This is a genomic window from Microbacterium sp. MYb72 (assembly GCF_002979415.1).
Lineage (GTDB): Bacteria > Actinomycetota > Actinomycetes > Actinomycetales > Microbacteriaceae > Microbacterium > Microbacterium natoriense.
Map to the genome: position 1 here is coordinate 1 of NZ_PCOT01000011.1, position 23357 is coordinate 23357.

The 23357-nt window shown below is 69.6% G+C and carries 22 protein-coding genes and 1 tRNA gene; 8 read left to right on the forward strand and 15 right to left on the reverse strand.

From position 1 onward, the window contains the following. Nucleotides 1-56: 56 nt before the first annotated feature. Nucleotides 57-129: transfer RNA gene (locus CQ047_RS07935), tRNA-Thr, on the reverse strand. Nucleotides 130-169: 40 nt separating this feature from the next. Beyond that, a complete protein-coding gene (locus CQ047_RS07940) occupies nt 170-1123 on the reverse strand; it encodes a thioredoxin domain-containing protein (RefSeq protein ID WP_105674003.1) in 954 nt (317 codons plus the stop codon). Between the two features lie 229 nt (nt 1124-1352). Between CQ047_RS07940 and CQ047_RS07945 the strand changes: the two genes are divergently transcribed. Together CQ047_RS07945 and CQ047_RS07950 are read left to right on the forward strand one after the other, a co-directional pair. Continuing rightward, nucleotides 1353-2459: an ABC transporter ATP-binding protein gene (locus CQ047_RS07945; protein ID WP_105674005.1), complete on the forward strand. Its 1107-nt coding sequence runs from the start codon at nt 1353-1355 to the stop codon at nt 2457-2459. A gap of 86 nt (nt 2460-2545) precedes the next feature. Further along, complete coding sequence (locus CQ047_RS07950; protein WP_105674007.1) at nt 2546-3853, forward strand: DUF4032 domain-containing protein; 1308 nt, start codon at nt 2546-2548, stop codon at nt 3851-3853. A 69-nt stretch (nt 3854-3922) separates the two neighbouring features. Here CQ047_RS07950 and CQ047_RS07955 read toward each other — a convergent pair whose 3' ends face one another. From CQ047_RS07955 to CQ047_RS07985, 7 genes are all read right to left on the reverse strand, one after another. Next, the gene (locus CQ047_RS07955; RefSeq protein WP_146114295.1) at nt 3923-5824 is read right to left on the reverse strand and encodes a VaFE repeat-containing surface-anchored protein; all 1902 of its coding nucleotides are present in this window, start codon (nt 5822-5824) and stop codon (nt 3923-3925) included. A gap of 202 nt (nt 5825-6026) precedes the next feature. Next, the gene (locus CQ047_RS07960; protein WP_105674011.1) at nt 6027-6668 is read right to left on the reverse strand and encodes an NAD(P)-dependent oxidoreductase; all 642 of its coding nucleotides are present in this window, start codon (nt 6666-6668) and stop codon (nt 6027-6029) included. An 11-nt stretch (nt 6669-6679) separates the two neighbouring features. Then, nucleotides 6680-7687, reverse strand: a complete 1008-nt coding sequence (rlmB, locus tag CQ047_RS07965) for a 23S rRNA (guanosine(2251)-2'-O)-methyltransferase RlmB (protein ID WP_105674013.1) — start codon at nt 7685-7687, stop codon at nt 6680-6682. Then, nucleotides 7680-9086, reverse strand: coding sequence for a cysteine--tRNA ligase (gene cysS, locus CQ047_RS07970; RefSeq protein WP_105674015.1), 1407 nt, complete (start codon nt 9084-9086; stop codon nt 7680-7682). Before cysS ends, rlmB begins: the two co-directional genes overlap by 8 nt. Before the next feature lie 72 nt (nt 9087-9158). After that, nucleotides 9159-9749, reverse strand: a complete 591-nt coding sequence (locus CQ047_RS07975) for a short chain dehydrogenase (RefSeq protein WP_105674017.1) — start codon at nt 9747-9749, stop codon at nt 9159-9161. Nucleotides 9750-9831: 82 nt separating this feature from the next. Then, nucleotides 9832-11010, reverse strand: coding sequence for a 2-C-methyl-D-erythritol 4-phosphate cytidylyltransferase (gene ispD, locus CQ047_RS07980; protein WP_374954054.1), 1179 nt, complete (start codon nt 11008-11010; stop codon nt 9832-9834). A 64-nt stretch (nt 11011-11074) separates the two neighbouring features. Continuing rightward, entirely contained in the window at nt 11075-11557 is a 483-nt protein-coding gene (locus CQ047_RS07985) for a CarD family transcriptional regulator (protein WP_045255828.1), read from the reverse strand. 135 nt (nt 11558-11692) lie between these two features. Between CQ047_RS07985 and CQ047_RS07990 the strand changes: the two genes are divergently transcribed. Then, a complete protein-coding gene (locus CQ047_RS07990; RefSeq protein WP_105674021.1) occupies nt 11693-12229 on the forward strand; it encodes a DNA modification methylase in 537 nt (178 codons plus the stop codon). A gap of 67 nt (nt 12230-12296) precedes the next feature. Here the strand turns inward: CQ047_RS07990 and CQ047_RS07995 are convergent, their stop codons facing one another. After that, nucleotides 12297-12980 (reverse strand): response regulator transcription factor, encoded by a 684-nt coding sequence (locus CQ047_RS07995; RefSeq protein WP_105674023.1) that lies wholly within the window; start codon nt 12978-12980, stop codon nt 12297-12299. Then, nucleotides 12977-14206 (reverse strand): cell wall metabolism sensor histidine kinase WalK, encoded by a 1230-nt coding sequence (locus CQ047_RS08000; protein ID WP_105674163.1) that lies wholly within the window; start codon nt 14204-14206, stop codon nt 12977-12979. Before CQ047_RS08000 ends, CQ047_RS07995 begins: the two co-directional genes overlap by 4 nt. Before the next feature lie 199 nt (nt 14207-14405). Between CQ047_RS08000 and phoU the strand changes: the two genes are divergently transcribed. Continuing rightward, a complete protein-coding gene (phoU, locus tag CQ047_RS08005; RefSeq protein ID WP_105674025.1) occupies nt 14406-15116 on the forward strand; it encodes a phosphate signaling complex protein PhoU in 711 nt (236 codons plus the stop codon). A gap of 83 nt (nt 15117-15199) precedes the next feature. Here the strand turns inward: phoU and CQ047_RS08010 are convergent, their stop codons facing one another. Continuing rightward, a complete protein-coding gene (locus tag CQ047_RS08010; protein WP_105674027.1) occupies nt 15200-15949 on the reverse strand; it encodes a phosphoglyceromutase in 750 nt (249 codons plus the stop codon). 37 nt (nt 15950-15986) lie between these two features. Here CQ047_RS08010 and CQ047_RS08015 point away from each other — a divergent pair, with 37 nt between their 5' ends. Next, a complete protein-coding gene (locus tag CQ047_RS08015) occupies nt 15987-16817 on the forward strand; it encodes a class I SAM-dependent methyltransferase (RefSeq protein ID WP_105674029.1) in 831 nt (276 codons plus the stop codon). Between the two features lie 162 nt (nt 16818-16979). On the opposite strand, the gene CQ047_RS08020 is transcribed toward CQ047_RS08015, so the two are convergent. The 3 genes from CQ047_RS08020 to CQ047_RS08030 all read right to left on the reverse strand — a co-directional run bounded on the left by CQ047_RS08020 (nt 16980) and on the right by CQ047_RS08030 (nt 19139). Then, nucleotides 16980-18098, reverse strand: a complete 1119-nt coding sequence (locus CQ047_RS08020) for a folate-binding protein YgfZ (RefSeq protein WP_105674031.1) — start codon at nt 18096-18098, stop codon at nt 16980-16982. Nucleotide 18099: 1 nt separating this feature from the next. Continuing rightward, the gene (locus tag CQ047_RS08025; RefSeq protein WP_105674033.1) at nt 18100-18702 is read right to left on the reverse strand and encodes an FABP family protein; all 603 of its coding nucleotides are present in this window, start codon (nt 18700-18702) and stop codon (nt 18100-18102) included. Nucleotides 18703-18848: 146 nt separating this feature from the next. Beyond that, nucleotides 18849-19139 carry a hypothetical protein gene (locus CQ047_RS08030; RefSeq protein WP_105674035.1) on the reverse strand — a complete coding sequence of 97 codons (291 nt, stop codon included), beginning with the start codon at nt 19137-19139 and terminating at the stop codon, nt 18849-18851. A gap of 96 nt (nt 19140-19235) precedes the next feature. Between CQ047_RS08030 and CQ047_RS08035 the strand changes: the two genes are divergently transcribed. Genes CQ047_RS08035 through CQ047_RS08045 form a run of 3 tightly spaced genes read left to right on the forward strand, consistent with a single transcriptional unit; the run spans nt 19236 to nt 23114 of the window. Beyond that, complete coding sequence (locus tag CQ047_RS08035) at nt 19236-19919, forward strand: response regulator transcription factor (protein ID WP_105674037.1); 684 nt, start codon at nt 19236-19238, stop codon at nt 19917-19919. A 52-nt stretch (nt 19920-19971) separates the two neighbouring features. Then, nucleotides 19972-22137 carry an RNA degradosome polyphosphate kinase gene (locus tag CQ047_RS08040; RefSeq protein WP_105674039.1) on the forward strand — a complete coding sequence of 722 codons (2166 nt, stop codon included), beginning with the start codon at nt 19972-19974 and terminating at the stop codon, nt 22135-22137. Beyond that, a complete protein-coding gene (locus CQ047_RS08045; RefSeq protein WP_105674041.1) occupies nt 22134-23114 on the forward strand; it encodes an NUDIX hydrolase in 981 nt (326 codons plus the stop codon). Before CQ047_RS08040 ends, CQ047_RS08045 begins: the two co-directional genes overlap by 4 nt. The last annotated feature ends 243 nt before the right edge of the window (nt 23115-23357 follow it).

A 23357-nucleotide genomic window follows, 5' to 3' on the forward strand; every position in this document is an offset into this window, starting at 1 on the left:
ACGACAAAGGCCCGCATCCCCAGTGTTTCCAAGGGGATGCGGGCCTTCGTGTGCGGAGCCGACTACGGGACTCGAACCCGTAACCCCCGTATTACAAGTACGGTGCGCTACCAATTGCGCCAAGTCGGCGGATGCCACCAGCTTAGCGATGGCGGCGGAGTGCGCCGAACTACTGCGCGGGGGTGGCGGTCGGGGTGGGAGTCGGCGTCGGCGTCGCGGTCGACTCGTAGTAGGCGTCGCTGGCGACGGTCAGCACGAACTGCGAGAACTCGGCCGGGTCGTCGAGAGCGCCGACGTAGGCCTCGCCGTTCACGACGATCATCGGGGCGGCGGTGAGGACGAGGTCGTCGGAGCCGACGAGCGGACCCTCCAGCGCGCGCGAGGTCGCCTCCTTGGCCCAGGTCACGTAGTCCTGGTTCTCGATGCAGGAGCGCACGGCCTTGGCGCTGCTCACGCCGACCGCGGCGGCGGCGTCCGCGAGCTTGGAGTCGCTGATCCCGTCGCTGTTGACCTCGGGCTGGTTCTCGAGGAGGTCGTGGTTGAACGAGTAGAACTGCGCGGGCGAGTGCGTCGCGACGCAGGCTGCGGCGCCGGCCGCGCGCAGCGAGTACTTGGTGCCGTTCGAGCTGGCGGTGAGCAGCGCGACCGGGTGGTAGGTGACGGTCGCCGCGCCCTGGGTGATCCAGTTGGTGAGCTGTCGGGCGTTCGCGCGCTCGAAGACTCCCGCGTCGGGAGACAGGTAGTCGACGTAGATGTGGATGTCGACCGTGTTCGCGGTGGTCGGCTCCGGAGTCGGAGCGTCCTCGGTGCCGGTCTCGGAGGGCTCGGCGCTCGGCGTCGCGAGGGCGTCGCTGGACACGGTCGCCGCGGTCACGTCGGAGACGAGGATGCCGTCGCCCTCGAGCCCGCTCGGCGTCAGCTGCGGCTTGGTCACCTGCGCGGACACGGCGAGCGTCACGGCGGTGCCGATCGCGCCGACGGCGACGATGGCCACCGCTCCGATGATGATCCGTCGCATCAGGCGCGCCCTCGACTGCTGGGCGTGCACCTGCTGTGCCTTCTCCCGCACGGCCTCACGCGAATTGCGAGGGGTGGGGACGTTCGGCGTCTCGTCGCTCGACATCGTTCCTCTTGACAGTCTCACGGGGGCAGGGTGGCCCCGAACGCCGCCTCACGCGACGATCGCCGCTGACGCGGCCGGATTCGATGCTAACCAGCCAGTCTGGGAAATACCCAGGTGCGGGTTTGTCTGTCATACTGATCCCGACCCAACGACGGGTCACGGCGGGTCGCTCCGTCGCTCTATCACTACGGATCGTCCGGCACGTACCTGCCGGTGAAGGAGAAATGCAATGGCATCTGTCACTTTCGATGAGGCCACCCGCCTGTACCCCGGCGGCACGCGTCCCGCCGTCGACAAGCTGAACCTCGAGGTCGGAGACGGCGAGTTCCTCGTCCTCGTCGGCCCTTCCGGTTGCGGTAAGTCCACGTCGCTCCGCATGCTCGCAGGCCTCGAAGAGGTCAACGCCGGCCGCATCCTCATCGGCGAGCGCGACGTCACCGACGTCCCGCCGAAGGACCGCGACATCGCCATGGTCTTCCAGAACTACGCGCTGTACCCGCACATGACCGTCGCCGAGAACATGGGCTTCGCGCTCAAGATCGCCGGCATCGGCAAGGAGGAGCGCGCCTCCCGCGTCCTTGAGGCCGCGAAGCTCCTCGACCTCGAGCAGTACCTGACCCGCAAGCCGAAGGCGCTCTCGGGCGGCCAGCGTCAGCGTGTCGCCATGGGTCGCGCGATCGTGCGTCAGCCCCAGGTGTTCCTCATGGACGAGCCGCTGTCGAACCTCGACGCCAAGCTCCGCGTCCAGACCCGCACGCAGATCGCGTCGCTGCAGCGCCGCCTCGGCGTCACCACCGTCTACGTCACGCACGACCAGACCGAGGCTCTGACCATGGGCGACCGCATCGCGGTCCTCAAGGACGGTCTGCTCCAGCAGGTCGGCTCGCCGCGTGACCTCTACGAGAAGCCGAACAACGTGTTCGTCGCCGGCTTCATCGGCTCCCCGGCCATGAACCTCTTCACGGCCGACCTGGCCGAGGGCGGCGTGCGCTTCGGCACCGAGGTCGTCCCGCTCGACCGTGACACCGTGGGCCGCGCGAACGGCTCGCAGGTCACCGTCGGCGTGCGTCCCGAGGACATCACCGTGGGCCCGGCCGACGGCAAGGGCCTCTCGGTCGTCGTCGACCTGGTCGAGGAGCTCGGCGCAGACGGCTACCTCTACGGTCACACCGAGATCAACGGCAAGCGCACCGACCTGGTCGCTCGCGTCGACGGCCGCAGCCACCCCAACGCCGGCGAGACCGTCACGCTGGCTGCGAACGCGGGCCACGTGCACGCGTTCGACAGCGAGTCGGGTGAGCGTCTGAACGACAAGCCGGTCGTCTCGGCTTCCTGAGTTCTGCAGCATCGCGGCGCGGGTCGACCTTCTGGTCGCCCCGCGCCGCGTCGTTTCCCCCGGCACCCATCCCCCTCAGGAGAACCATGCAGGACGCTCTACGCATCACCGCCAGCACCGTCGACCCAGGACTGCTCGGGCTGCCCTGGTCGACCACGCTGGCCAAGTGGCCGTCCGAGCACATCGTGTCCCTCCCGAAGGGCCTCTCCCGCCATCTGGTGCGCTTCGCCGACCTGTCCGGGCGCGTGGTCGCGGTCAAGGAGACGACCGACGAGATGGCCCGGCGCGAGTACGACATGCTCGGCAACCTCGCCCGCCTCGCCGTCCCGTGCGTCGACCGGGTCGCGGTCATCGCCGGTAGGACGGATGCCGACGGCGAGCCGCTCCCCGCGGCGCTGGTGACGTCGCACCTGCGCTTCTCCATGCCGTACCGCGCGCTGTTCACGCGCGTGCTGCGCCCCGACACCGCCACGCGGCTCGTCGATGCCCTCGCCCTGCTGCTCGTGCGCCTGCACAACGTCGGCTTCTACTGGGGCGACGTCTCGCTCTCCAACACTCTCTTCCGCCGCGACGCGGGAGCCTTCGCCGCGTACCTCGTGGATGCCGAGACCGGCGAGCTGCACGAGGAGGGCCTCACCGACGGGCAGCGCGCCTACGACCTCGACCTCGCCCGCACGAACATCGCCGGGGAGATCATGGACCTCGCCGCCGGAGGGCGCCTGGAGCGGGGCGTCGACGCGATCGCGATCGCCGACGGCATCGTGTCCTCCTACCGCTCGCTGTGGGCCGAGCTCACCGCCCAGGAGTCGTTCTCCTCCGCCGAGACCTGGCGCATCACCGAGCGCGTGGAGCGGCTGAACGCCCTCGGGTTCGACATCGACGAGATGTCGATGTCGACCACCTCCGACGGCACCGTCGTGGAGATCCAGCCCAAGGTCGTGGATGCCGGTCACCATCAGCGTCGGCTCATCCGCCTCACCGGGCTCGACGTCGAGGAGAACCAGGCACGTCGCCTCCTCAACGACCTCGACGAGTTCCGCGCCCGCTCGACCAAGCAGTGGGCGGATGAGGAGATGTACGCGCACGAGTGGCTGACGCGCGTCTTCGAGCCCGTCGTGCGGGCCATCCCCTACGAGCTGCGTGCCAAGCTCGAACCGGCGGAGGTGTTCCACCAGGTTCTGGAGCACCGGTGGTACCTGTCGCAGGCGCAGGGCCGGTCGGTCCCCCTCGCCGAGGTGCTCACGAGCTACATCAACGAGGTCCTGAGGCACCGGCGCGATGAGGCGACCATCATGGGTCCGCCGACCGAGACCATGAGCCTCCCCGTGATCACCGGGGTCACCCCCATCGCCGACGACGAGGACGACGACGTCGACTGGCGCGACCTCGTCTGACCGCGCAGACCGGAAGGGCCGGTCGGTGACGTCTCGTCACCGACCGGCCCTTCTCGTCTCAGGAGGTGCTCAGACCTGGTCGCGCGTCCGGCGCTGGCGGATCAGAGCGATCGTCCCGAGCAGGATCGCGACGACTCCCGCCGCCGTCAGCACCACGGGCAGCGCTCCGCCGGTCGCGGCGAGCCCTCCCGTCGAGCCCGTCGATCCGTTCGAGCCGGTCGAGGGACCGGCAGGAGCCGCCGGCTGCTTCTCGACGACCACGGTCTGCGCGGCATCCTCGATGTCGGTGTGCGCGGCGACCGGGGTTCCCGATGCCGTCGCCCCGAGGTAGAGGGTCTCGAACGCCACGAGCGTCGATCCCGCGTAACCGGTGGGCACCGTGAAGCTCACGGCGATGCTTCCCGTCGAGGAGGTCGGCGTGAACGTCGCCGTCGCCGTGATGCCCGTCGCAGAGCCGTCGGACTTGCGCATCAGCTCACCGGCGACCGTGTACTCCACGCCCGGGGTCAGTCCGGTGTACGCGATCGTGTCGATCACCGTTCCTCCGCCCCAGGCCAGGGTGTGGTCCTGGTCGGCGCCGTCGAGGAGCGTCGTGCCGATCGCGGGGACGAGAGGCTGCGCCTCCACGGCCACGGTCTGATCCACGTCGTCTATGTCCTCGTGGACCGCGACCGGAGTGCCCGTCGCCGTCGACCCCTCGTACAGCGCCTCGAAGGCGACCAGGGACTCCCCTGCGTAACCGCTCGGAACCGTGAACGAGACCTCGACCGTGCCGTCTGCGGCGGTCGGCGTGAAGGTCGTCGCCCCCGTGATACCCGTCGCGGAGACGTCCGCCTTCATCATGAGCTCACCGGAGACGGTGTACTGCTGGCCTACGGTCAGTCCGGTGTATGCGATCGTGTCGATCAGGCTGCCGCCGTTCCAGGCGAGGACGTGATCTTCGTCCGCAGCATCCGTCAGCGTCGTGCCGATGGCCGGAACAGCGGCCGCGGCCCAGGCGCCCTGCGCCGACGCCGAGGTCGTCGCGGTCGAGGCCGCGACGAGGATCTGCGACTGACGGTGCGCCGCCGCCGTGGGCGTGGTGCTGCCGACGACGGGGGTCGAGACGACGAGACCGGTGCCGTCGGCCCCTGCCACCGTCGCGGTGACCGTGGCGGATCCGGCGACCGTCGAGCCGCGCAGATCGAGGAAGACCTGCTGACCGTCGACGACGGCGTTGGCGTTGATCGGGTTCCCGGCCGCGTCGGTGAACGCGTGGGCGGGGCTCGAGGTCACGGCCGCGGTGGCCTGGTTCGTCGAGACCGTGAACGGTCCGAAGAGCGAGCCCGCCGCTCCGGCGCCCGCAGGGCCGGCGACGGAGACGTCGATGTCCGCCGTGGTCGGGGGCGTCTGATTCTGGTCGGCGTTGGCCCCGTTCACCAGGTACCAGTACACCGCCTCGGAGTTGGGGGTCTCCCAGGCCCAGGCAGCATCCCAACCCAGGTCGGTGTATCGCCAGATCGCATACTGCGTCGCCTCGACGGCGTCGCTGACGCTGAGGTTCGTGACTCCGGCGGCGGTCTGCAGAGCGACCAGGTCGATCGCCGGATAGGAGTGCGTCAGAACCCAGTGGACCTTTGCCTGAACGGCCGGGTCGGTGAAGAGATTCGCCCCCAGATAGGACGAGAAGTCGCCGACGACCGCGCTGGTGCCGGTGCGGCGGCTGACATCGTGCTCGATGCAGTACGCCCAGTAGTCGGCCGTCCCCGGGTTGGCCGTGTCGGCCGGCACGGGAACGTACACGGGGTGGATGGCAGTGCCCGAGTAGCCCTGCGAAGCCGACCCCACCCAGACCGGGTCTCCCGGCGCGATGTCGGTCGCCGCGACCGCGGGTGCGGCGAACGCAGCGGGTATGAGAGCGGTGAGTGCGAGCAGCAGCGCCGCAGCGCCCCTCCCCGCTCTCGTCTTACGAGTCGAAGCGGTCGTCTTCACGATAGGTCAGCATCCTTGTCACGCGGGCGCACGAGTGCGCACTCTCCCCTGAATAGAGGGCTCCCCCTTGACTGAGCCCTCGCGATCAGTCTGGGAGCGGCGAACAGGGGACAGCAACGGACGAAGGGTTCCTGACCCCCTCTGGGGGTCAAAGGACGCAGATCACGTAATGGGCGCCGCCCGCTGACCCGGCGGCGACGCGTCAGTAGCCGACGGTGAACCGCTCGCGGTGATGGTTGCCCTGCTCGATCTCGTCGACCACGGCGACCGCGAAGTCGGCACCGGAGATGTACGACTTGCCCTCCGCGTCGCGCACGATCACGTCGCCGCCATCACGGTAGCTGCCGGTGCGCTCGCCCTCCGCCCAGGGGCCGAAGACCTCGGCCGGGTGGATGAAGAACCAGTCGACTCCGGCATCCGTCGCCTCCAGCAGCGCGAGGGAGTCGATGCCGACCTGCGCCTCGTGCTTGTACTCCTCGGGGAAGTCGAGGTCGAACAGACGCGGGCCTCCCGGAGCCACCAGGCTGCCGCCGGCGCCTCCGACGACGCCGAGACGGGTGGAGGTTCCGCTGACCTGCGCGACGACGTTGGCGAGGGCCTCCAACGCCCTGTCGGCCATGTCACCGCGGGGCGACAGCGCCGAGACGACCGCGTCGGCACCGGTGAAGGCGTCGGCGATCGACGCGAGGTCGAGAGCGGAGCCCTGCACGTAGTCGGCCCCCTCCACCCGGTCGGACGGGACGGAGCGCGAGACGGCGACCACATCGTGCCCACGGCTCACCGCCTCCGAGACGATGTGACGACCGGCGTAGCCGGTGCCTCCGAGGACGACGATGCGAGCCATGGGGTGCCTTCCTACTTCTTCGCGTTGCGGGTGGTGGAGACCTGGTACAGCGCGACGGAGGTCGCGATGCCGGCGTTCAGCGACTCGGCGGCGGTCGAGATCGGGATCGACACGATCTGGTCGCAGGTCTCTGCGACCAGGCGGGAGATCCCCTTGCCCTCCGACCCGGTGACGATCACGACGGGGCGGTCTGCCAGCTGCAAGTCGGGCAGCATCACGTCGCCGTCTCCGTCGAGCCCCAGCACGAACACGCCCTGCTTCTTGAACTCCTTGAGCATGGTCGTGAGATTCGTGGCGAGAGCGACCGGGATGCGCGCCGCTGCTCCTGCGCTCGTCTTCCACGCCGCCGAGTTGACCCCGGCCGAGCGACGCTGCGGAAGGATCACGCCGTGTCCGCCGAAGGCCGCCGTCGAGCGGATGATCGCGCCGAGGTTGCGCGGGTCGGTGATGCCGTCGAGAGCGACGAACAGCGGAACCTGCCCCCGGCTGATGACCTTCTCCAGCAGATCCTGCGGGTGCGCGTACTCGTACGGCGGCACCTTGATGGCCACGCCCTGGTGCACGCCGTCGAACCCGGCCATGCGGTCGAGCTCCTGGCGAGTCACCTCGAGGACCGGGATGCCGCGGTGCGTGGCGATCGACAGCATCTCCTTGACGCGGTCGTCCATCTCCACGCGCTGGGCGATGTAGAACGACGTCGCGGGGATCTTCGCGCGCAGCGCCTCGAGCACCGAGTTGCGGCCGGTGACGAACTCGGTCTCGGTGGTGTTGTCCTTCGCCCTCGCCGAGCGGTTCGGGTTCCCACCAGCGGCCTGGCGCTGGCCCGGCCGTCCCTTTCCTCCGGACGCGGCGTAGCGCTCGGCCGCGGCCTTGCGCTTGCCCGCCGGGTGCCAGGCGCGGTCCTCCGCCTTCGGGGTCGGTCCGCGGCCTTCGAGGGCCTTCCGTCCGAGTCCGCCCGTGCCCTTGCTCGGGCCCTTCTTCTTGCCCTTGCCCGCTGAGGGGTTGCCTGGCTTAGCCATCGATACTCCAATGAGTTCCGGCCGGAGAGTCCTCCAGCGTGATTCCTGCGGCGGCGATCGCGTCACGGATGCGATCCGCCGCCGCCCAGTCCTTGTCAGCACGCGCCTGGGCGCGCTGGGTGATCATCGTCTGCACGAGCGCGTCGAGAGCGGATGCCGTGGCACCCTCGCCTTTCGAGCCCCACTCGGACGAAAGCGGGTTGATACCGAGTACATCGGTCATGCCCACAACGTCTTGGAATGTGCTCTCGATCTCAACACCCGGATCTCCCGCGAAGCCGTAAGCCGTGTTTCCGGCGGTCACGGTCGCGTGAAGGACGGCAAGCGCCTTTGGCACGTTCAGATCGTCATCCATTGCCGCGACGAAGGGTGGCGGCAGTGTGGGCCTCACGCTTGGGTCCACAACGCGCGCGGCGCGCTCGAGAAAGGTTCGGATCCGTCCGAGCGCCGCCTCGGCCTCGGCCCATGACGCGTCGGTGAGATCGAGGCTCGACCGGTAGTGCGCGGCGGCGAGCGCGTAACGGACCACGAGCGGCTCGTGCGTCTTCAGCACGTCGGACGCCAGGGTGAAGTTGCCGAGGGACTTCGACATCTTCTGCCCGCCGACGGTCACGAGACCGTTGTGCACCCAGTACTGCGCGAACCCGAGGCCCGCGGCCGTCGACTGCGCCAGCTCGTTCTCGTGGTGGGGGAAGCGCAGATCGAGTCCGCCGCCGTGGATGTCGAACGCGTCGCCGAGGTAACGGCGCGACATGGCCGAGCACTCGATGTGCCAGCCGGGGCGACCGGGTCCCCACGGCGAAGCCCAGGTGGCGTCCGCCGGCTCGCCCGGCTTGGCGCCCTTCCAGAGCGCGAAGTCCTGCGGGTTGCGCTTGCCGCGCGGGTCGGCGTCGGCCGCCGCCTCCATCGCATCGACGGACTGGTTCGTGAGGGAGCCGTACTCCGCCCACGAGCGCACGTCGAAGTACACGTCGCCGGAGCCGTCGGGCGCCGGATACGCGTGTCCGCGCTCGATGAGCGTCGAGATCAGCTCCTGCATCTGCGGGACGGATGCCGTCGCCCGCGGCTCGTACGTGGGCGGGAGGATGCCGATCGCGGAGTACGCGCTCGTGAACTCCTGCTCCATCCGGTACGCGAGCGCCCACCAGGGCTCGGCATCCGTCGCGTTCGCGAGGACCTTGTCGTCGATGTCGGTCACGTTCCTCACGAACGTGACACGTGTGCCGTCGTACGACAGCCAGCGACGCAGCAGATCGAAGCTGAGCGCTGCGCGGACGTGCCCGATGTGGGGGCCCGACTGCACCGTGGGTCCGCACACGTACATCGTGACGTTCTCGGGATCGAGAGGCACGAAGTCGCGCAGCAGCTGTGCGCGGGTGTCGTAGAGGCGGAGAGTCACCGCACAAGCCTACCGGGCGCGCCGTCGCGAAGCCTGGGCGCGCCGCAATGCGTCACGCGGCGTGGAGCGGCCTCAGTCGACCGGCAGGACCTGCCCGGTCTGCACGCCCAGGACGCTCTTCGCGTACGCCTGACCCACCCGGAACGATGACACCGGGATGAATCCGGGGAAGGACGAGTGGTACGACGGCGCGTCCTCCAGCACGGACGGGCTGACGGCGTTGATGCGGATGCCGCGCGGAAGCTCGGGCGCCGCCCCGAGGACGAACGACTCGAGCGCCCCGTTGGCGAGGGATGCCGCAGCCCCGGTCGCGATCGGCTCCCTGGCGAGGATGCCGGAGGTGAGGGTGAAGGACCCGCCGTCGCGCACGAAGGGCGTCCCGATCCGCACGATGTCGAGCTGCGAGAGCACCTTGCCCCGGAAGGCCGATTCGTACGCGTCGCGTCCGAGCTCGGACAGCGGAGCGAACGGCACGCTCCCGACCGCCGCGATGACGGCGTCGACGGTGCCGACCTCGTCGAACAGGCGCGCGATGGATGCCGGGTCGGTCACGTCGACGGCGGGGTTCCCGCTCCGGGAGGCGGCGATGATCTCGTGCCCCTCCAGTGCGGCCTGCGCCGCACGCCCGACATGCCCTGATGCTCCGATGATGAGGATCTTCAACTCGACTCCTTCTGCCGTGGTCACGCTAACGGGCAACGAGGGGACGCCGTCCGGCATTCCCGCACGGCGCGGCGCCCGTGGATCAGGAGGCGTGGACCATCGCGATCGCCGTGACCGCGATGCCCTCCCCGCGTCCGGGGAAGCCCAGGCCGTCGGTCGTCGTCGCCGTCACCGACACCTGGGCGCCCCCGAGGGCGGCAGAGAGCACGGCCTCCGCTTCTGATCTGCGTCCGCTGAAGCGCGGCCTGTTGCCCTGGAACTGGACGGACACGTTGCCGATCGCGAAGCCCGCCGCCTCGAGGATCTCCCTGGTGCGGGCGAGGAACACCGGCGCATGCGCTCCGGCGTACTCCGGATGCGCCGTGCCGAAGTGCTCGCCGATGTCACCGAGGCCGGCGGCCCCGAGCAGGGCGTCCACGATCGCGTGGGCGACGGCGTCCCCGTCCGAGTGTCCGGAGAGCGGCTGCTCCCCCGGCCAGACAAGCCCGGCCAGCCACAGATCGCCCTCCCCTCCGAAGGCGTGCACATCGGTGCCGATGCCGACGCGGACCGCGCCTGCGGACCGGATCGGTGCCGAGAGCAGATGCCGCGCCCGCTCGAGGTCTGCCGGTGTGGTGATCTTGAAGCCGCGCTCCGCCCCGGGGATGTGGCGCACCGCGTGCCCGGCGGCCGCGAAGAGGGCGGCGTCGTCGGTGTACTCGACCCCCGCCGTCCGCGCCTCGGCGTAAGCCGACTCCAGGAGTGCACGGGGGAAGCCCTGCGGCGTCTGCGCGGCCGCGAGCTCGGAGCGGTCGACGGCTCCGGTGACCCCGTGCTCGTCGACCCGCTTCAGGGTGTCGACCACCGGCAGGACCGGGATCACGCCCGAGGCGTCGTCGACGGCCGCGGCGACCGCGTCGATCACCGCAGCGGGTGTGAGCGCTCGGGCAGCGTCGTGCACGAGCACGGTCTCCACATCGCCCCACAGGGCCGCGAGGCCGGCGGCCACCGACTCCTGTCTCGTCGCGCCGCCCGTGACGATACGGCCGAGGTCGGCCCGCTCGCCGGCGGCGGCGAGCAGTTCGCTCTCGGCATCCCCTTCGAATCCGGCGGGCGCGACCACGACGACCTGCGCAGGAGCCGCCGCGAACACGCCGTCGAGGGCGTGGCGCAGGATCGAGTGGGCGTCGATGCCGACGAAGGCCTTCGGCGCTCCCCCTGCCAGGCGGGTGCCGGAGCCTGCGGCGACGACGATGATCGCGGTGTGCGGAACGGGAAGCATGCTCACACGCTACCGGGCATGAGAAAAGGGCGGATGCCGAAGCATCCGCCCTTCACGAAGAGTCTCAGGAGGCGAGGACCTCGTCGAGCAGCGCGCCCGCCTTGTCCTCGTCGATCTTCTCGGCCAGAGCCAGCTCCGAGATGAGGATCTGGCGAGCCTTCGCCAGCATCCGCTTCTCACCAGCGGAGAGACCGCGGTCCTGGTCACGGCGCCACAGGTCGCGAACGACCTCGCTGACCTTGATCACGTCACCCGATGCGAGCTTCTCCAGGTTCGCCTTGTAACGGCGAGACCAGTTGGTGGGCTCCTCGGTGAACGGAGCACGCAGCACCTCGAACACGTGGTCGAGGCCCTCCTTGCCGATCACGTCGCGGACGCCGACCAGGTCGACGTTCTCTGCAGGAACCTCGATGATCAGATCACCCTGGGTGACGTTGAGCTTCAGATACTTCTTCGCCTCACCCTTGATGATGCGCTCCTTGACCTCGATGATGGTCGCAGCGCCATGGTGCGGATAGACGACGGTCTCGCCAACCTCAAAAAGCATAAAAACGTGTCCTTTCGGCAACCTCAAGGATACCACAGGGATTATGCGCTAAGGTTCGCGCCCCCTCATCCACGGGCGCTCTCGACTTACCCATAGAATGGGAGGCGGATATCCCGCCGGACCTCAGGAGGACCCGTGAAATCGCGCATCGTCGCGTCTGCCGCCATCAGCGCCCTCGTTCTGCTCGGCGCGACCGGGTGCACGTTCATCACCCCGCAGTCGACCAAGATCGAGTATGCGGCGTCCGACGGCGTGAACGTCTCCGACGCCTCCGGCCCGCTGGTCGTCCGCAACGCCTTCATCGTCGCGAACGAAGACGGCTCGCTCGGCAACCTGGTCGCCGCGATCGTCAACCCGACCACGGAGAAGGCCACCATGACGATCACGCTCGACGGCAACGATCCGTTCGCCGTGACGGTCCCCGGCGGCAGCACCGTGAGCCTCGGCACGAAGGCCGACGACGCGCTGCGCATCTCCGACCTCGGCGCCATGCCCGGCAGCACGGTCGAGGTGCACTTCCAGTCCGGCGACAGCACCGGCACCAAGGCGCAGATCCCCGTCCTCGACGGCTCGCTCCCCTACTATTCCGACCTGGTGCCCTCCGCCGACAAGCCCCAGTCGTCGCCGACGCCCGTCCCCACCGACACCGCGGCTCCCGCGCCGTCGAACTGACGCAGCACCGCGCACGCAGAAGAGGCCGGCACCCATCGGGTGCCGGCCTCTCTCGTGTCCGCGGAGCTCAGCCCTCGAACCGATAGCCGAGTCCGCGCACGGTCACGAGCATCACCGGCTCGCCGGGGTTCTGCTCGATGCGGGAGCGGATCCGCTTGATGTGCACGTCCAGGGTCTTCGTGTCGCCGAAGTAGTCGCTGCCCCAGACCCGGTCGATGAGCTGGCCCCGGGTGAGCACGCGACCGGAGTTGCGCATGAGCACCTCGAGGAGCTCGAACTCCTTCAGCGGCATGTTGATCTGCTCTCCGTCGACGGAGACCGTGTGCCGGTCGATGTCGAGAGACACCCGGCCGCCGTCGAGGACGCGCTCGTCGAGCTCGCTGTCGGCCTGCACGACCCGTCGCAGCACCGCCCGCATGCGTGCGAGGAGCTCGCGCGAGGAGTAGGGCTTGGTGATGTAGTCGTCGGCGCCGAGCTCCAGCCCCACCACGATGTCCACCTCGGAGTCCTTCGCGGTGAGCATGATGATCGGCACGGCGGACGTCGAGCGGATCTGTCGGCACACCTCGGTGCCCGGCATGCCCGGCAGCATGAGGTCGAGCAGCACGATGTCCGCTCCGCGCTCGCGGAACGCCGTGAGCGCACCGGGTCCGTCTTCGGCGATCTCGACCTCGTACCCCTCCCGGCGCAGCAGATAGGCCAGGGGGTCGGCGAGGTCGGGCTCGTCTTCGACGAGGAGGATGCGGGTCATACTGTCTCTCCGTTTCGAACGCGGACCGCGTCGGCGGCCTTGGCCGCCTTGCGCTCGCGCTTCTTCTTGCGCTTCTTCTCCTTCTTCCCCGCATCCGCAGCTGGCGAATCGATACGGGGAAGTCGGACGGTGAAAGTTGATCCGCGGCCGGGGCGCGACCACAGCAGCACCTCGCCGCCGTGACGCTGCGTCGCGTGCTTGACGATCGAGAGCCCGAGGCCGGTGCCGCCGGTGCGCCGGGAACGCGCCTCGTCGGCGCGGTAGAAGCGCTCGAAGATGCGCTCCCTGTCGGCCTCGGCGATGCCGATGCCCTGATCGGAGACCGCGATCTCCACGACGCCTCCGTCGGCTCGCACGCCGACGCCGACGCGCGACCCCTTGGGCGAGTAGACGATGGCGTTCGCGATGAGGTTGCCGACCGCCTCGATGAGGATCTGCGCGTCGCCGCGCACCCACACCCCGCGGTCGCCGCCGCGGGCGAGGTCGACGCCGGCGGAGTCCGCCTGGACCGCATGCGCCTCGATGGATGCCGCGATCACCTCGTCGATCGAGACGGGGCGGACGTCGCCGAGGCCGTCGTCGGCCTGCAGCCTCGACAGGCTCATGATGCGCCCCGTCAGCTGTCCGAGCCGGTACGCCTCTGCGGAGATGCGAGCGGCGAAGATGCGCACCTGAGCGGGGTCGTCCGCCGCCGACTCGATCGCCTCGGCCAGGAGGGTCACCGCGCCGACCGGCGTCTTCAGCTCGTGGCTGGTGTTGGCCACGAAGTCGCGACGCATCTGATCGAGCCGCTCCTGCTCCGTGACGTCGCGGATGATGAGCAGCGACATCCGCGGGCTGATCACGCTGGCCCGCGCGGAGACGAGGCGGGGGTCGAGGCTGAGCCCTCCCCGGGTGATGCGGAGCGACTCCGTGGCCGTGCCCCCGGTGCTGCGCACGCCGCGCACGAGCTGTCGCAGCTCGGCGTTGTCGAGGGTGGCGCCGACCTCGATGCCGAAGCGCGCCGCCGCGTGGGATGCCGCGAGCACGAGCCCCGACGTGTCGACCACGCACGCGGCGTCGTCCATGCTGCCCAGCACATCGGTGACGCCGTCGGGCACGATGGTCGACGTCTCCTCGACGACGCGGGCGCGAGCGCGATAGGCCCAGACCACGAGCAGCGAGAGCGCGACGCCGATCGCCAGCCCGATGGCGAGCGAGAACAGCGCGATCTGCGGCAGGGTCATGAGTCCAGCGTAGAGTGCGTTCACCAGCCGCTCGGCGGGTTTCCGGGCGCCCACGGCATCCGGAGAAGTACTATTCACGTGCTGGGCACCGTTCGTTAACCTTCGGGGCACACAATCGCTTCGGGCCTGTGCGGGAGTGCGGCCCTCCCCTCTCGCGCGGCTCTCGCCGTCGAGATCCGAATGAAAGGTTGCGCCCAACATGCGCGAAGTCTTCCACCAGTCCCTCGAGGACCTGCAGAACCGCCTCGTGGAGATCGCGGACCTCGTCACGGTCTCGATCGACAAGGCGACCCGCGCGTTCGCCACGAGCGACGTCGCGCTGGCCGAGGAGGTCATCGCCGACGACGCGAAGATCGACGAGCTTGCCGTCGAGCTGGACGAGCAGGCCATCGAGATCCTCGCCCGTCAGCAGCCCGTCGCCCGCGACCTGCGCATCGTCGTCAGCGCCCTGCGCGTGAGCGCATCGCTCGAGCGCATGGGCGACATGTCCGAGCACATCGCCCAGCTCGCACGCCTGCGCTTCCCCGAGCGCGCCATCCCGAAGGGCCTCAAGGGCACCTTCAAGCGCATGGGCGAGCTGGACGTCGAGATCGCGCGCACGCTCAGCGAGCTGCTGCGCACCCAGGATCTGCGCCTCGCGGACGCCATCCGCAACTCCGATGACGATGTCGATGAGCTTCACGTGAACGTCTTCGACAAGGTGCTCAGCGACAACTGGAAGGGCGAGGCGACCGCGACCGTGGACGCCACCCTGGCCAGCCGCTACCACGAGCGCTTCGCCGACCACGCGGTGGCCGTCGCGAAGAAGGTCGTCTACCTCGCGACCGGCGACTGGCAGATCGACGAAGAGGACATCGCCCTCGCCGTCGAGCAGCAGGAGGCGGAGCAGGCCGACCTCGGCCACGCCTGACCCCGTTCACGACGACGCCCCACCTGAGTGCTCAACTCAGGTGGGGCGTCGTCGTTCAGGTGGGGCGTCGAGCTCCGCTGCTGCTACTTCTTGCCCTGGGCGGCGACCGCGGCCGCGCCCGCGGCTGCGGCCTCGGGGTCGAGGTAGCGGCCGGGGCCCGTCGGCACGTTGTTCTCGTCGAGCTCGTAGACCAGCGGGATGCCGGTAGGGATGTTGAGCTCGGCGATGTCCTCGTCGCTGATGCCCTCGAGGTGCTTCACGAGGCCGCGCAGCGAGTTGCCGTGCGCGGTGACGAGCACGGTCTTGCCCGCCTCGAGGTCGGGGACGATCGCGCTCTCCCAGTACGGCAGCAGACGATCGATCACGAGCTTGAGCGACTCGGTGCGCGGGACCTCGCCATCGATGCCCGCGTAGCGCGGGTCGTTCACCTGGCTGAACTCGCTGTCGTCGTCGAGCACGGGCGGCGGCACGTCGAAGGAGCGACGCCACAGCTGGAACTGCTCGGGGCCGAACTCCTCGAGCGTCTGCGCCTTGTCCTTGCCCTGCAGGGCGCCGTAGTGGCGCTCGTTGAGACGCCACGAGCGGGTCACGGGGATCCATAGGCGGTCGGCCGCGTCGAGCGCGATGTTCGCGGTCTGGATCGCGCGGCTCAGCAGCGAGGTGTGGAGCACGTCGGGGAGGATGCCGGCCTCGGCGAGCAGCTCGCCGCCGCGCTGGGCCTCGGCCTTGCCCTGCTCGTTCAGGCGGACGTCCACCCAGCCGGTGAAGAGGTTCAGTTCGTTCCACTCGCTCCGGCCGTGGCGGAGCAGGATCAGGGTGCGCGTCGCAGTCATGCAGCCAGTTTATCGGCGGGGCTGGAAGGATTGACTCATGGCGTCATCTCCTCTCGGCCGGCCAACGCGCGGCACCACGGGGACCAATCGACTCCGGCGCAACGACCGCTGGATCGCCGCGAGCGACGCCTTCCGCCGCGCTGGCGACCCCCTCGTCGTCGATCTCGGCTACGGCGCGAGCGGCGTCACCGCCTTCGAGCTCGCCGCTCGCCTCCAGCGGGTGAGGGCGGATGCCGAGGTCAGAGGGCTCGAGATCGATCCCGGCCGTGTGACCCTCGCGACCGAGCAGCTCGATGACGTGCGTGCGGGGCGCACATCATTCCCCCGCGACCTCGCCGTGTCGTTCGGGCGCGGAGGCTTCGAGGTGCCGCTGCCGTCAGGACGCCGCGCCGCCGTGATCAGGGCGATGAACGTGCTGCGCCAGTACGACGAGTCCGATGTGCCGGACGCCTGGCGCACGATGGCGGCGCGGCTCTCCCCCGGCGGCCTGCTCGTGGAGGGCACGTGCGATGAGATCGGCCGCATCGCGAGCTGGGTCGACGTGACGCAGGACGGGACGCCCGTGCGCTTCACAATCTCGCTGCGACTGGCGGAGCTGGAACGCCCGAGCATCGTCGCCGAGCGGCTGCCGAAGGCTCTCATCCACCGGAACGTTCCGGGCGAGCGCGTGCACGCTCTTCTCGTCGACCTGGACCGCGAATGGGACCGTGCAGCTCCCCTGTCGACGTTCGGCGCGACGCAGCGCTTCCTCGCCGCGGTGTCGGCACTGAAGGATCAGGGTTGGCCCGTTCTCGGCGGTAAGACCCGCTGGCGTCTCGGCGAACTCACGCTGCCCTGGGACGCCGTGGCCCCGCTCCTCGCCCGTTGAGCGGCCGCTGCCGTCGAGCGCCCCTCGGTCGTCGAGCGAGGGAACGCAGCGACCGAGAGGAAAGCCCTCATCCGACGCGTCTCGTCTCGCTCCGCTCGCTCAACGACCCGGGGCGATACGGCCCCGAACGGTGCCACGGTTGAGCGCCCGCAACGACGCGGCTCAGGCGTCGCGCGGATCCGGTGCGCTGGGGCGGCGCGACAGTCGTGTGAGCCGCGGGATGTCGGCGGTGGCGCCGGCGTCCGCGGGGACGATCACCTGCTGAGAGGCGGCGATGTCCGCTCCGTCCGTCCGCACGACGAGATCGCCGACCGGAGCTCTGCGCGACAGGATGGCCAGAGCGATGGGACCGTCCTCGTGGTGCCGAGCGACCGAGGTGATCCGCCCGACCTCGTCGTCGCCCGCGAACACGGGGTCTCCGACGGCCGGGAGCACGGCATCGCTGCCGTCGAGGTGCAGCGCGGCCAGGCGCCGCGGCGGGTGGCCGAGGTTGTGCACCTTCGCGACCGTCTCCTGCCCGCGGTAACACCCCTTGTTCAGATGCACGGCCGTGCGGATCCAGTCGGACTCGTGCGGCAGCGAGCGCTCGTCGACCTCGGCGGCCCAGCGCGGACGCCAGGCGGCGACGCGGAGCGCCTCCGTCGCGAGCAGGCCGGCCACGGCATCCGGTCCGACGGACGCGGCGAGCACCTCTGCGCCCTCGGTCGTCACGATCGCGACGCGCCAGGCGAGCTCCGCTCCTGGATGCTCCGCGATCTCGGAGTACTGGTGCCCTCCAGCGCTGACGCGCTGCCAGGGGTCGGCCCAGACGAGGGGCAGGTCGTTCGGAGCTGCCGCCGCGGCCACCGCCGCCTGTGCAGCCGAACCGCCGTCGACGAAGCCGACCAGCTCGAGATCGTCGCGGACGGTCACCTCTGCCTGTGTGCGGAACTTCATGCGGGTGAGCCAGGTCGCCAGGGGCTGGGCATCGGCCGTGTCGGCGATGAGCCAGGTCGACGATCCGTCATCGAACACACCGGCCGCGTGCTCCACTCGGCCCTGCGGATCGAGCACCAGGAGCTCGGTGCTGTCGCCGGGTGCGAGCCGCCCGACGGCCTGCGAGGTGATCGAGTCGAGCCAGCCGAGCCGCTCGGGGCCGGAGACCTCGATGACGGTGCGGTCGCCCAGGGGGGCGAGCGCGTCTCCCGAGGCGAGGCGCCGCTGCTCGCGGAACGCGTCTCCGAAGTGCTCGATGCCGTGCTCTCCCGGTACCGCACCGGTGATCGCCGCGAAGCCGGTCATCTCAGACCCTCGCCAGGCGTGCGGAGGCGTGCGAGCGCAGCGGAGTGCCGAGCGCGGCGACATCCCATGCCCACAGCAGGTGGCCGTCGACCAGTCCGTACATGCGCGACGCCGCTCCGTACTCCTTGGCGCCGGCGCCGCGGACGATCGCATCGGAGGCGATGTCGACGCGCGGACCGTTGATCTCGCCCAGGTACAGCTCGAGCGTTCCGTCCGAGTGCGCGAGCGACACTTCGAGAGGGAAGCCTCCGGATGCCGATCGCAGCAACTCCACGTCGTCGACGCCGCGGGCGACGGGCTCCGCCGTCGGCGGGAGCAGCGCAGGTCCGGCATCCGCATCCGTCGCCGGTCGCGACAGCCGCCAGAATCCGCTCTCGGCGGTCAGCGGGATCGATGCGACCTCGTCGAGACCGGTGAAGGTCGCCGTCGCCGCGTAGTTGAGGAAGGGTCCGCCGTCATGGCTGAAGCTCACGCGGTGCGCGAACTCGCCCTGGAGGCGCTCGTCTCCGACCGGATAGTCGATGACGCCGGTGCCCTCCCAGACGCCGATCAGCCAGGCGAGGGGCGCGAGGTCTGCGGGAAGGTCGGTGGGCAGCTCGAGCATGCGCTCAGCGCTGGCCGCGGAAGAGGTTGCGCAGCACCACGACCGAGACGAAGGCGATGGCGAGGCTCGCAAGACCCAGGAGGCCGATGAAGAAGAATTCGAGCGCGACGAGATCCATGCGTCCAGCCTACCCCCACCGCACCCGGTCAGGCGGGGACGAGGGCGGCCAGACCGAATCCGACCGAGATCAGCCCCGTGAGCAGGAGCGCCCCGGTGATGCTGCACGCGACGCGGAAGATGAACCCCTGCGTGCTGCCGTACCAGAGCTGCACGGCGAAGGAGAGCAGGATGAGTCCGCCGAACGCGACGAGGAGCCAGGAGACCCGCCACTCCTCCGGGACGAACACGCCGACGGCGACCGACGCGAGAAGCGCAGCCCCCCAGACGACGAACACGCCGACGAAGGCGTTGCGCGGCGCGAGTGCGGGTTCCGTCATGGCTCTATTGTCACCCATCCGTCTCGAAGACGTCGTCACCTTCGACGCCCGGTATCATGGCGGCACGGCGAAGTCCGTCGTCCGAGAGGAGAGCGCGTGGCCCAGGTCCTGGTGCTGACCAGCGCCCCCGACTCAGAACACGTCCTGCCCGCGCTGGAGCTGCTGAGCCATCGCGTTCGCCAGATCCCCGCCGAGCCGGCCCATCTCGTGAACGCGCCCGAGTACGACATCGTCATCGTCGACGCCCGCGCCGACCTGGTCGGAGCGAAATCCCTGTGCCGCCTGCTGCGCGCCGCGGGGCAGGACTCCCCGCTGCTCCTGGTCGTCACGGAGGGCGGCATGAGCGCGGTGTCGGGCGAGTGGGGCGTCGACGACGTGCTGCTGTCGACGGCGGGGCCCGCCGAGACCGACGCCAGGGTGCGGCTGGCACTCGCCCGCCACGACGAGGTCGCCGAGCCCTCGCGCGTGCAGGCGTCCGGCGTCACGATCGACGAGCAGTCGTACTCCGCCAAGCTGCGCGGCAAGCCGCTCGACCTCACCTACAAGGAGTTCCAGCTCCTGCACTTCCTCGCCACGCACCCCTCCCGCGTGTTCACCCGCGAGCAGCTGCTCAGCGAGGTGTGGGGCTACGACTACTTCGGCGGCACCAGGACGGTCGACGTGCACGTCAGGCGACTGCGGGCCAAGCTCGGCGACCAGGAGCAGATCATCGGCACCGTGCGCAACGTCGGCTACCGGTTCAACGTGTACGACGACGACAGCGTGGTGGCCGCGCGGTAACGGAACCGTTCCGTTCACACGCGCGTCACCTCTCGGTGCTTAGATGTACCCCATGATCGATCCCGCACTCGCCGACGCAGGTCTCGGTGACTCCGAAGACGACGACTTCGATGCCATCGAGTCCCCCGACTCGCTCCTCCCTGACCACCGCTACCTCGACCGCGAGCTGAGCTGGCTCGCGTTCAACCAGCGGGTGCTGGAGCTGGCAGAGGACCCGAGCCTTCCGGAGCTCGAGCGGGCGAACTTCCTGGCGATCTTCGCGAGCAACCTCGACGAGTTCTTCATGGTGCGCATCGCCGGACTCAAGCGCCGCATCATGACGGGTCTCGCCGTGCCCACCAACATCGGCCGCTCGCCCGTCGACGCGCTCGCGGATATCTCGCGCGAGGCGCACGCCCTGCAGCTGCGCCACGCCGAGGCCTGGACGAGCCTGGTCCGTCCTGCTCTCGCCGATGCCGGCATCGAGATCGCCGACTGGGACGAGCTCACCGCCGACGAGCGCGCCGCCCTGTCGGAGTACTTCCAGGCGCAGGTCTTCCCCGTGCTCATGCCGCTGGCCGTCGACCCCGCGCACCCCTTCCCGTACATCTCCGGGTTGTCGCTCAACCTCGCGATCCGCATCCGCAACGCCCGGACCGGGCGTCAGGAGTTCGCGCGCCTCAAGGTGCCGCCCATGCTCCCCCGCTTCGTCGAGGTGCCGGGGACGAGCGAGATCACACGGTTCATCCGCCTCGAAGAGCTCATCGCGAACCACCTGGGCGACCTGTTCCCCGGCATGGAGGTCCTCGACCACCACGCGTTCCGCCTCACCCGCAACGAGGACATGGTGATCGAGGAGGATGAGAGCGAGAACCTCATCCAGGCCCTCGAGGCCGAGCTCATGCGACGCCGGTTCGGTCCGCCGATCAGGCTCGAGATCACGGATGACATGGATGACGTCACGCTCGAGCTGCTGGTCCGCGAGCTCGACATCACCGACCAGGAGGTGTACCGCCTTCCCGGTTCGCTGGACCTGCGCGGCCTGTTCGGCCTCTCGCGCGTCGACCGACCGGATCTGCGCTACGCGCCCCACCTGCCGACCACGGCCGTCCCGTTCCAGCCCACCGGAAGCAACACGCGCGCCGACATCTTCAAGGCGATCCGCAAGTCCGACGTGCTCGTGCACCACCCGTACGAGTCGTTCACGACCAGCGTCGTCGCCTTCCTGGAGCAGGCGGCCCGCGACCCGCATGTGCTCGCCATCAAGCAGACGCTGTACCGGACCTCCGGCGACAGCCCGATCGTGCAGGCCCTGATCGACGCGGCCGAGGCCGGCAAGCAGGTGCTCGCCCTCGTCGAGGTGAAGGCCCGCTTCGACGAGGCGAACAACATCGTGTGGGCGCGCAAGCTGGAGAAGGCCGGCGTGCACGTCGTCTACGGCCTCGTCGGGCTGAAGACGCACTGCAAGCTCGCTCTCGTCATCCGCGAAGAGGACGGCGTCCTGCGTCACTACTCGCACATCGGCACGGGCAACTACAACCCGAAGACCAGCCGCATCTACGAGGACTTCGGACTGTTCACGACGGATCCGCAGGTCGGCAAGGACCTCACGCGCCTGTTCAACGAGCTGAGCGGCTACGCGATCGAGAAGAAGTTCAAGCGTCTGCTGGTCGCTCCTCTCCACCTGCGCAAGGGGCTGCTCCGCCAGATCGACGGCGAGCGCAAGAACGCCGAGGCGGGGAAGCCGGCGCGCATCCGCATCAAGGTCAACTCGATGGTCGACGAAGAGGTCATCGACGCCCTGTACCGTGCGAGCGCGGCCGGCGTGAAGGTCGAGGTCTGGGTGCGCGGCATCTGCAGCCTCCGCACCGATCTGGAGGGCATCAGCGACAACATCACGGTGCGCAGCATCCTGGGCCGCTATCTCGAGCACTCCCGGATCTTCGCCTTCGAGAACGACGGCGACCCCCAGGTGTACATCGGCAGCGCCGACATGATGCACCGCAACCTCGATCGTCGCGTCGAGGCCCTGGTGCGCGTCACCGATCCGCAGCATCTGCAGGAGCTGCTGGCGTTCTTCGACCTCGCCATGGACCCCGGCACGAGCTCGTGGCACCTCGGGGCCGAGGGAGTGTGGCAGCGCCACGCCGAAGACGCCGACGGCAACCCGCTCGTCGACCTGCAGGATATGACCATGGGGTTGATCCAGCGGCGCCGCCGCGCACGGGCGGTTCGATGACGTCTCCGCAGACGAAGTCGTCGCCCACGCGGGCGAAGTGGACGGACAAGGCCGTGTACGCGGCCGGGGCCGTGGTCTGGCGCATCGTCGACGGCAAGCTCCGCATCCTGCTGATCCACCGCGGCAAGTACCGTGACGTGACGCTCCCCAAGGGCAAGGTCGATCCCGGCGAGATGCTCGCGGAGACGGCCGTGCGCGAGGTGCACGAGGAGACCGGCATCCGCGTCTCGCTCGGGGTGCCCGTCGGGGTCAGCCGCTATCACCTCCCCTCGAACAAGCAGAAGGTCGTGCACTACTGGGCGGCCGAGGCGACGGAGGACGCGATCCGCGCCTCGACGTTCGTTCCGAACCGCGAGATCGCCGCGATCGAGTGGGTGAGCGTGAAGAAGGCGCGGGCGCGTCTGAGCTACCCGGTGGATCACGAGATCCTCGACTTCTTCTCCACACTCGTCGACGACGGCGTGCTGCGCACCTTCCCCGTGATCGCGCTGCGGCACGCGAAGGCCCTCTCGCGTTCCGAGTGGGACGAGGCGGATGCCGCTCGGCCGCTCACCGAGCGCGGGCGCCGGCAGGCCGCGTCGATCGTCGGCCCCCTGCGGGCCTTCGGCGTCCGACGCATCGTCACGAGCGACGCGGTCCGCTGCGTCGCCACCGTCGCCCCTCTCGCGAAGGCGCTCGGACGCAAGCCCATCCTCACCGCGAAGATCAGCCAGGACGCCTGGGAGGACGGCTCCGACGATCTCCGCAGCGTGATCGGCAAGCGCGTGCGCTCGGGCAAGCCCGCCGTCCTGTGCAGCCACGGTCCCGTCCTGCCAGGACTCCTGACCGAGATCGCCCTGGCGACCGGCACCATCCGCGGCTCCTACGTGAGCAGCGCCGCCGCTCTCGAACCGGCCGCGTTCTCGGTCGTGCACCTCTCGGCATCCAATCCCGGCTCCGGGATCATCGCGATCGAGACGCACATCCCCAAGGTCTGAACCCCGTTCGGATGCCGCGACCCGTCTGGAGGGGAATCCAGAGAGTCGCCCGCCGTTCACCTTCCGTTCACCTGGGCGGGAGAATCTCGTTAACCGCCGCGCTTAGCGTCACTGTGTGCCCTGCACCGGGCCCATTCCCATTCCCGATCGAACGGATCCACAGTGAAGATCTCCCGCATCGCCCGAATCGGCGCCATCGGCGCCGTCGCTGCCCTCGCTCTCGCCGGCTGTGCCGCGAACGAA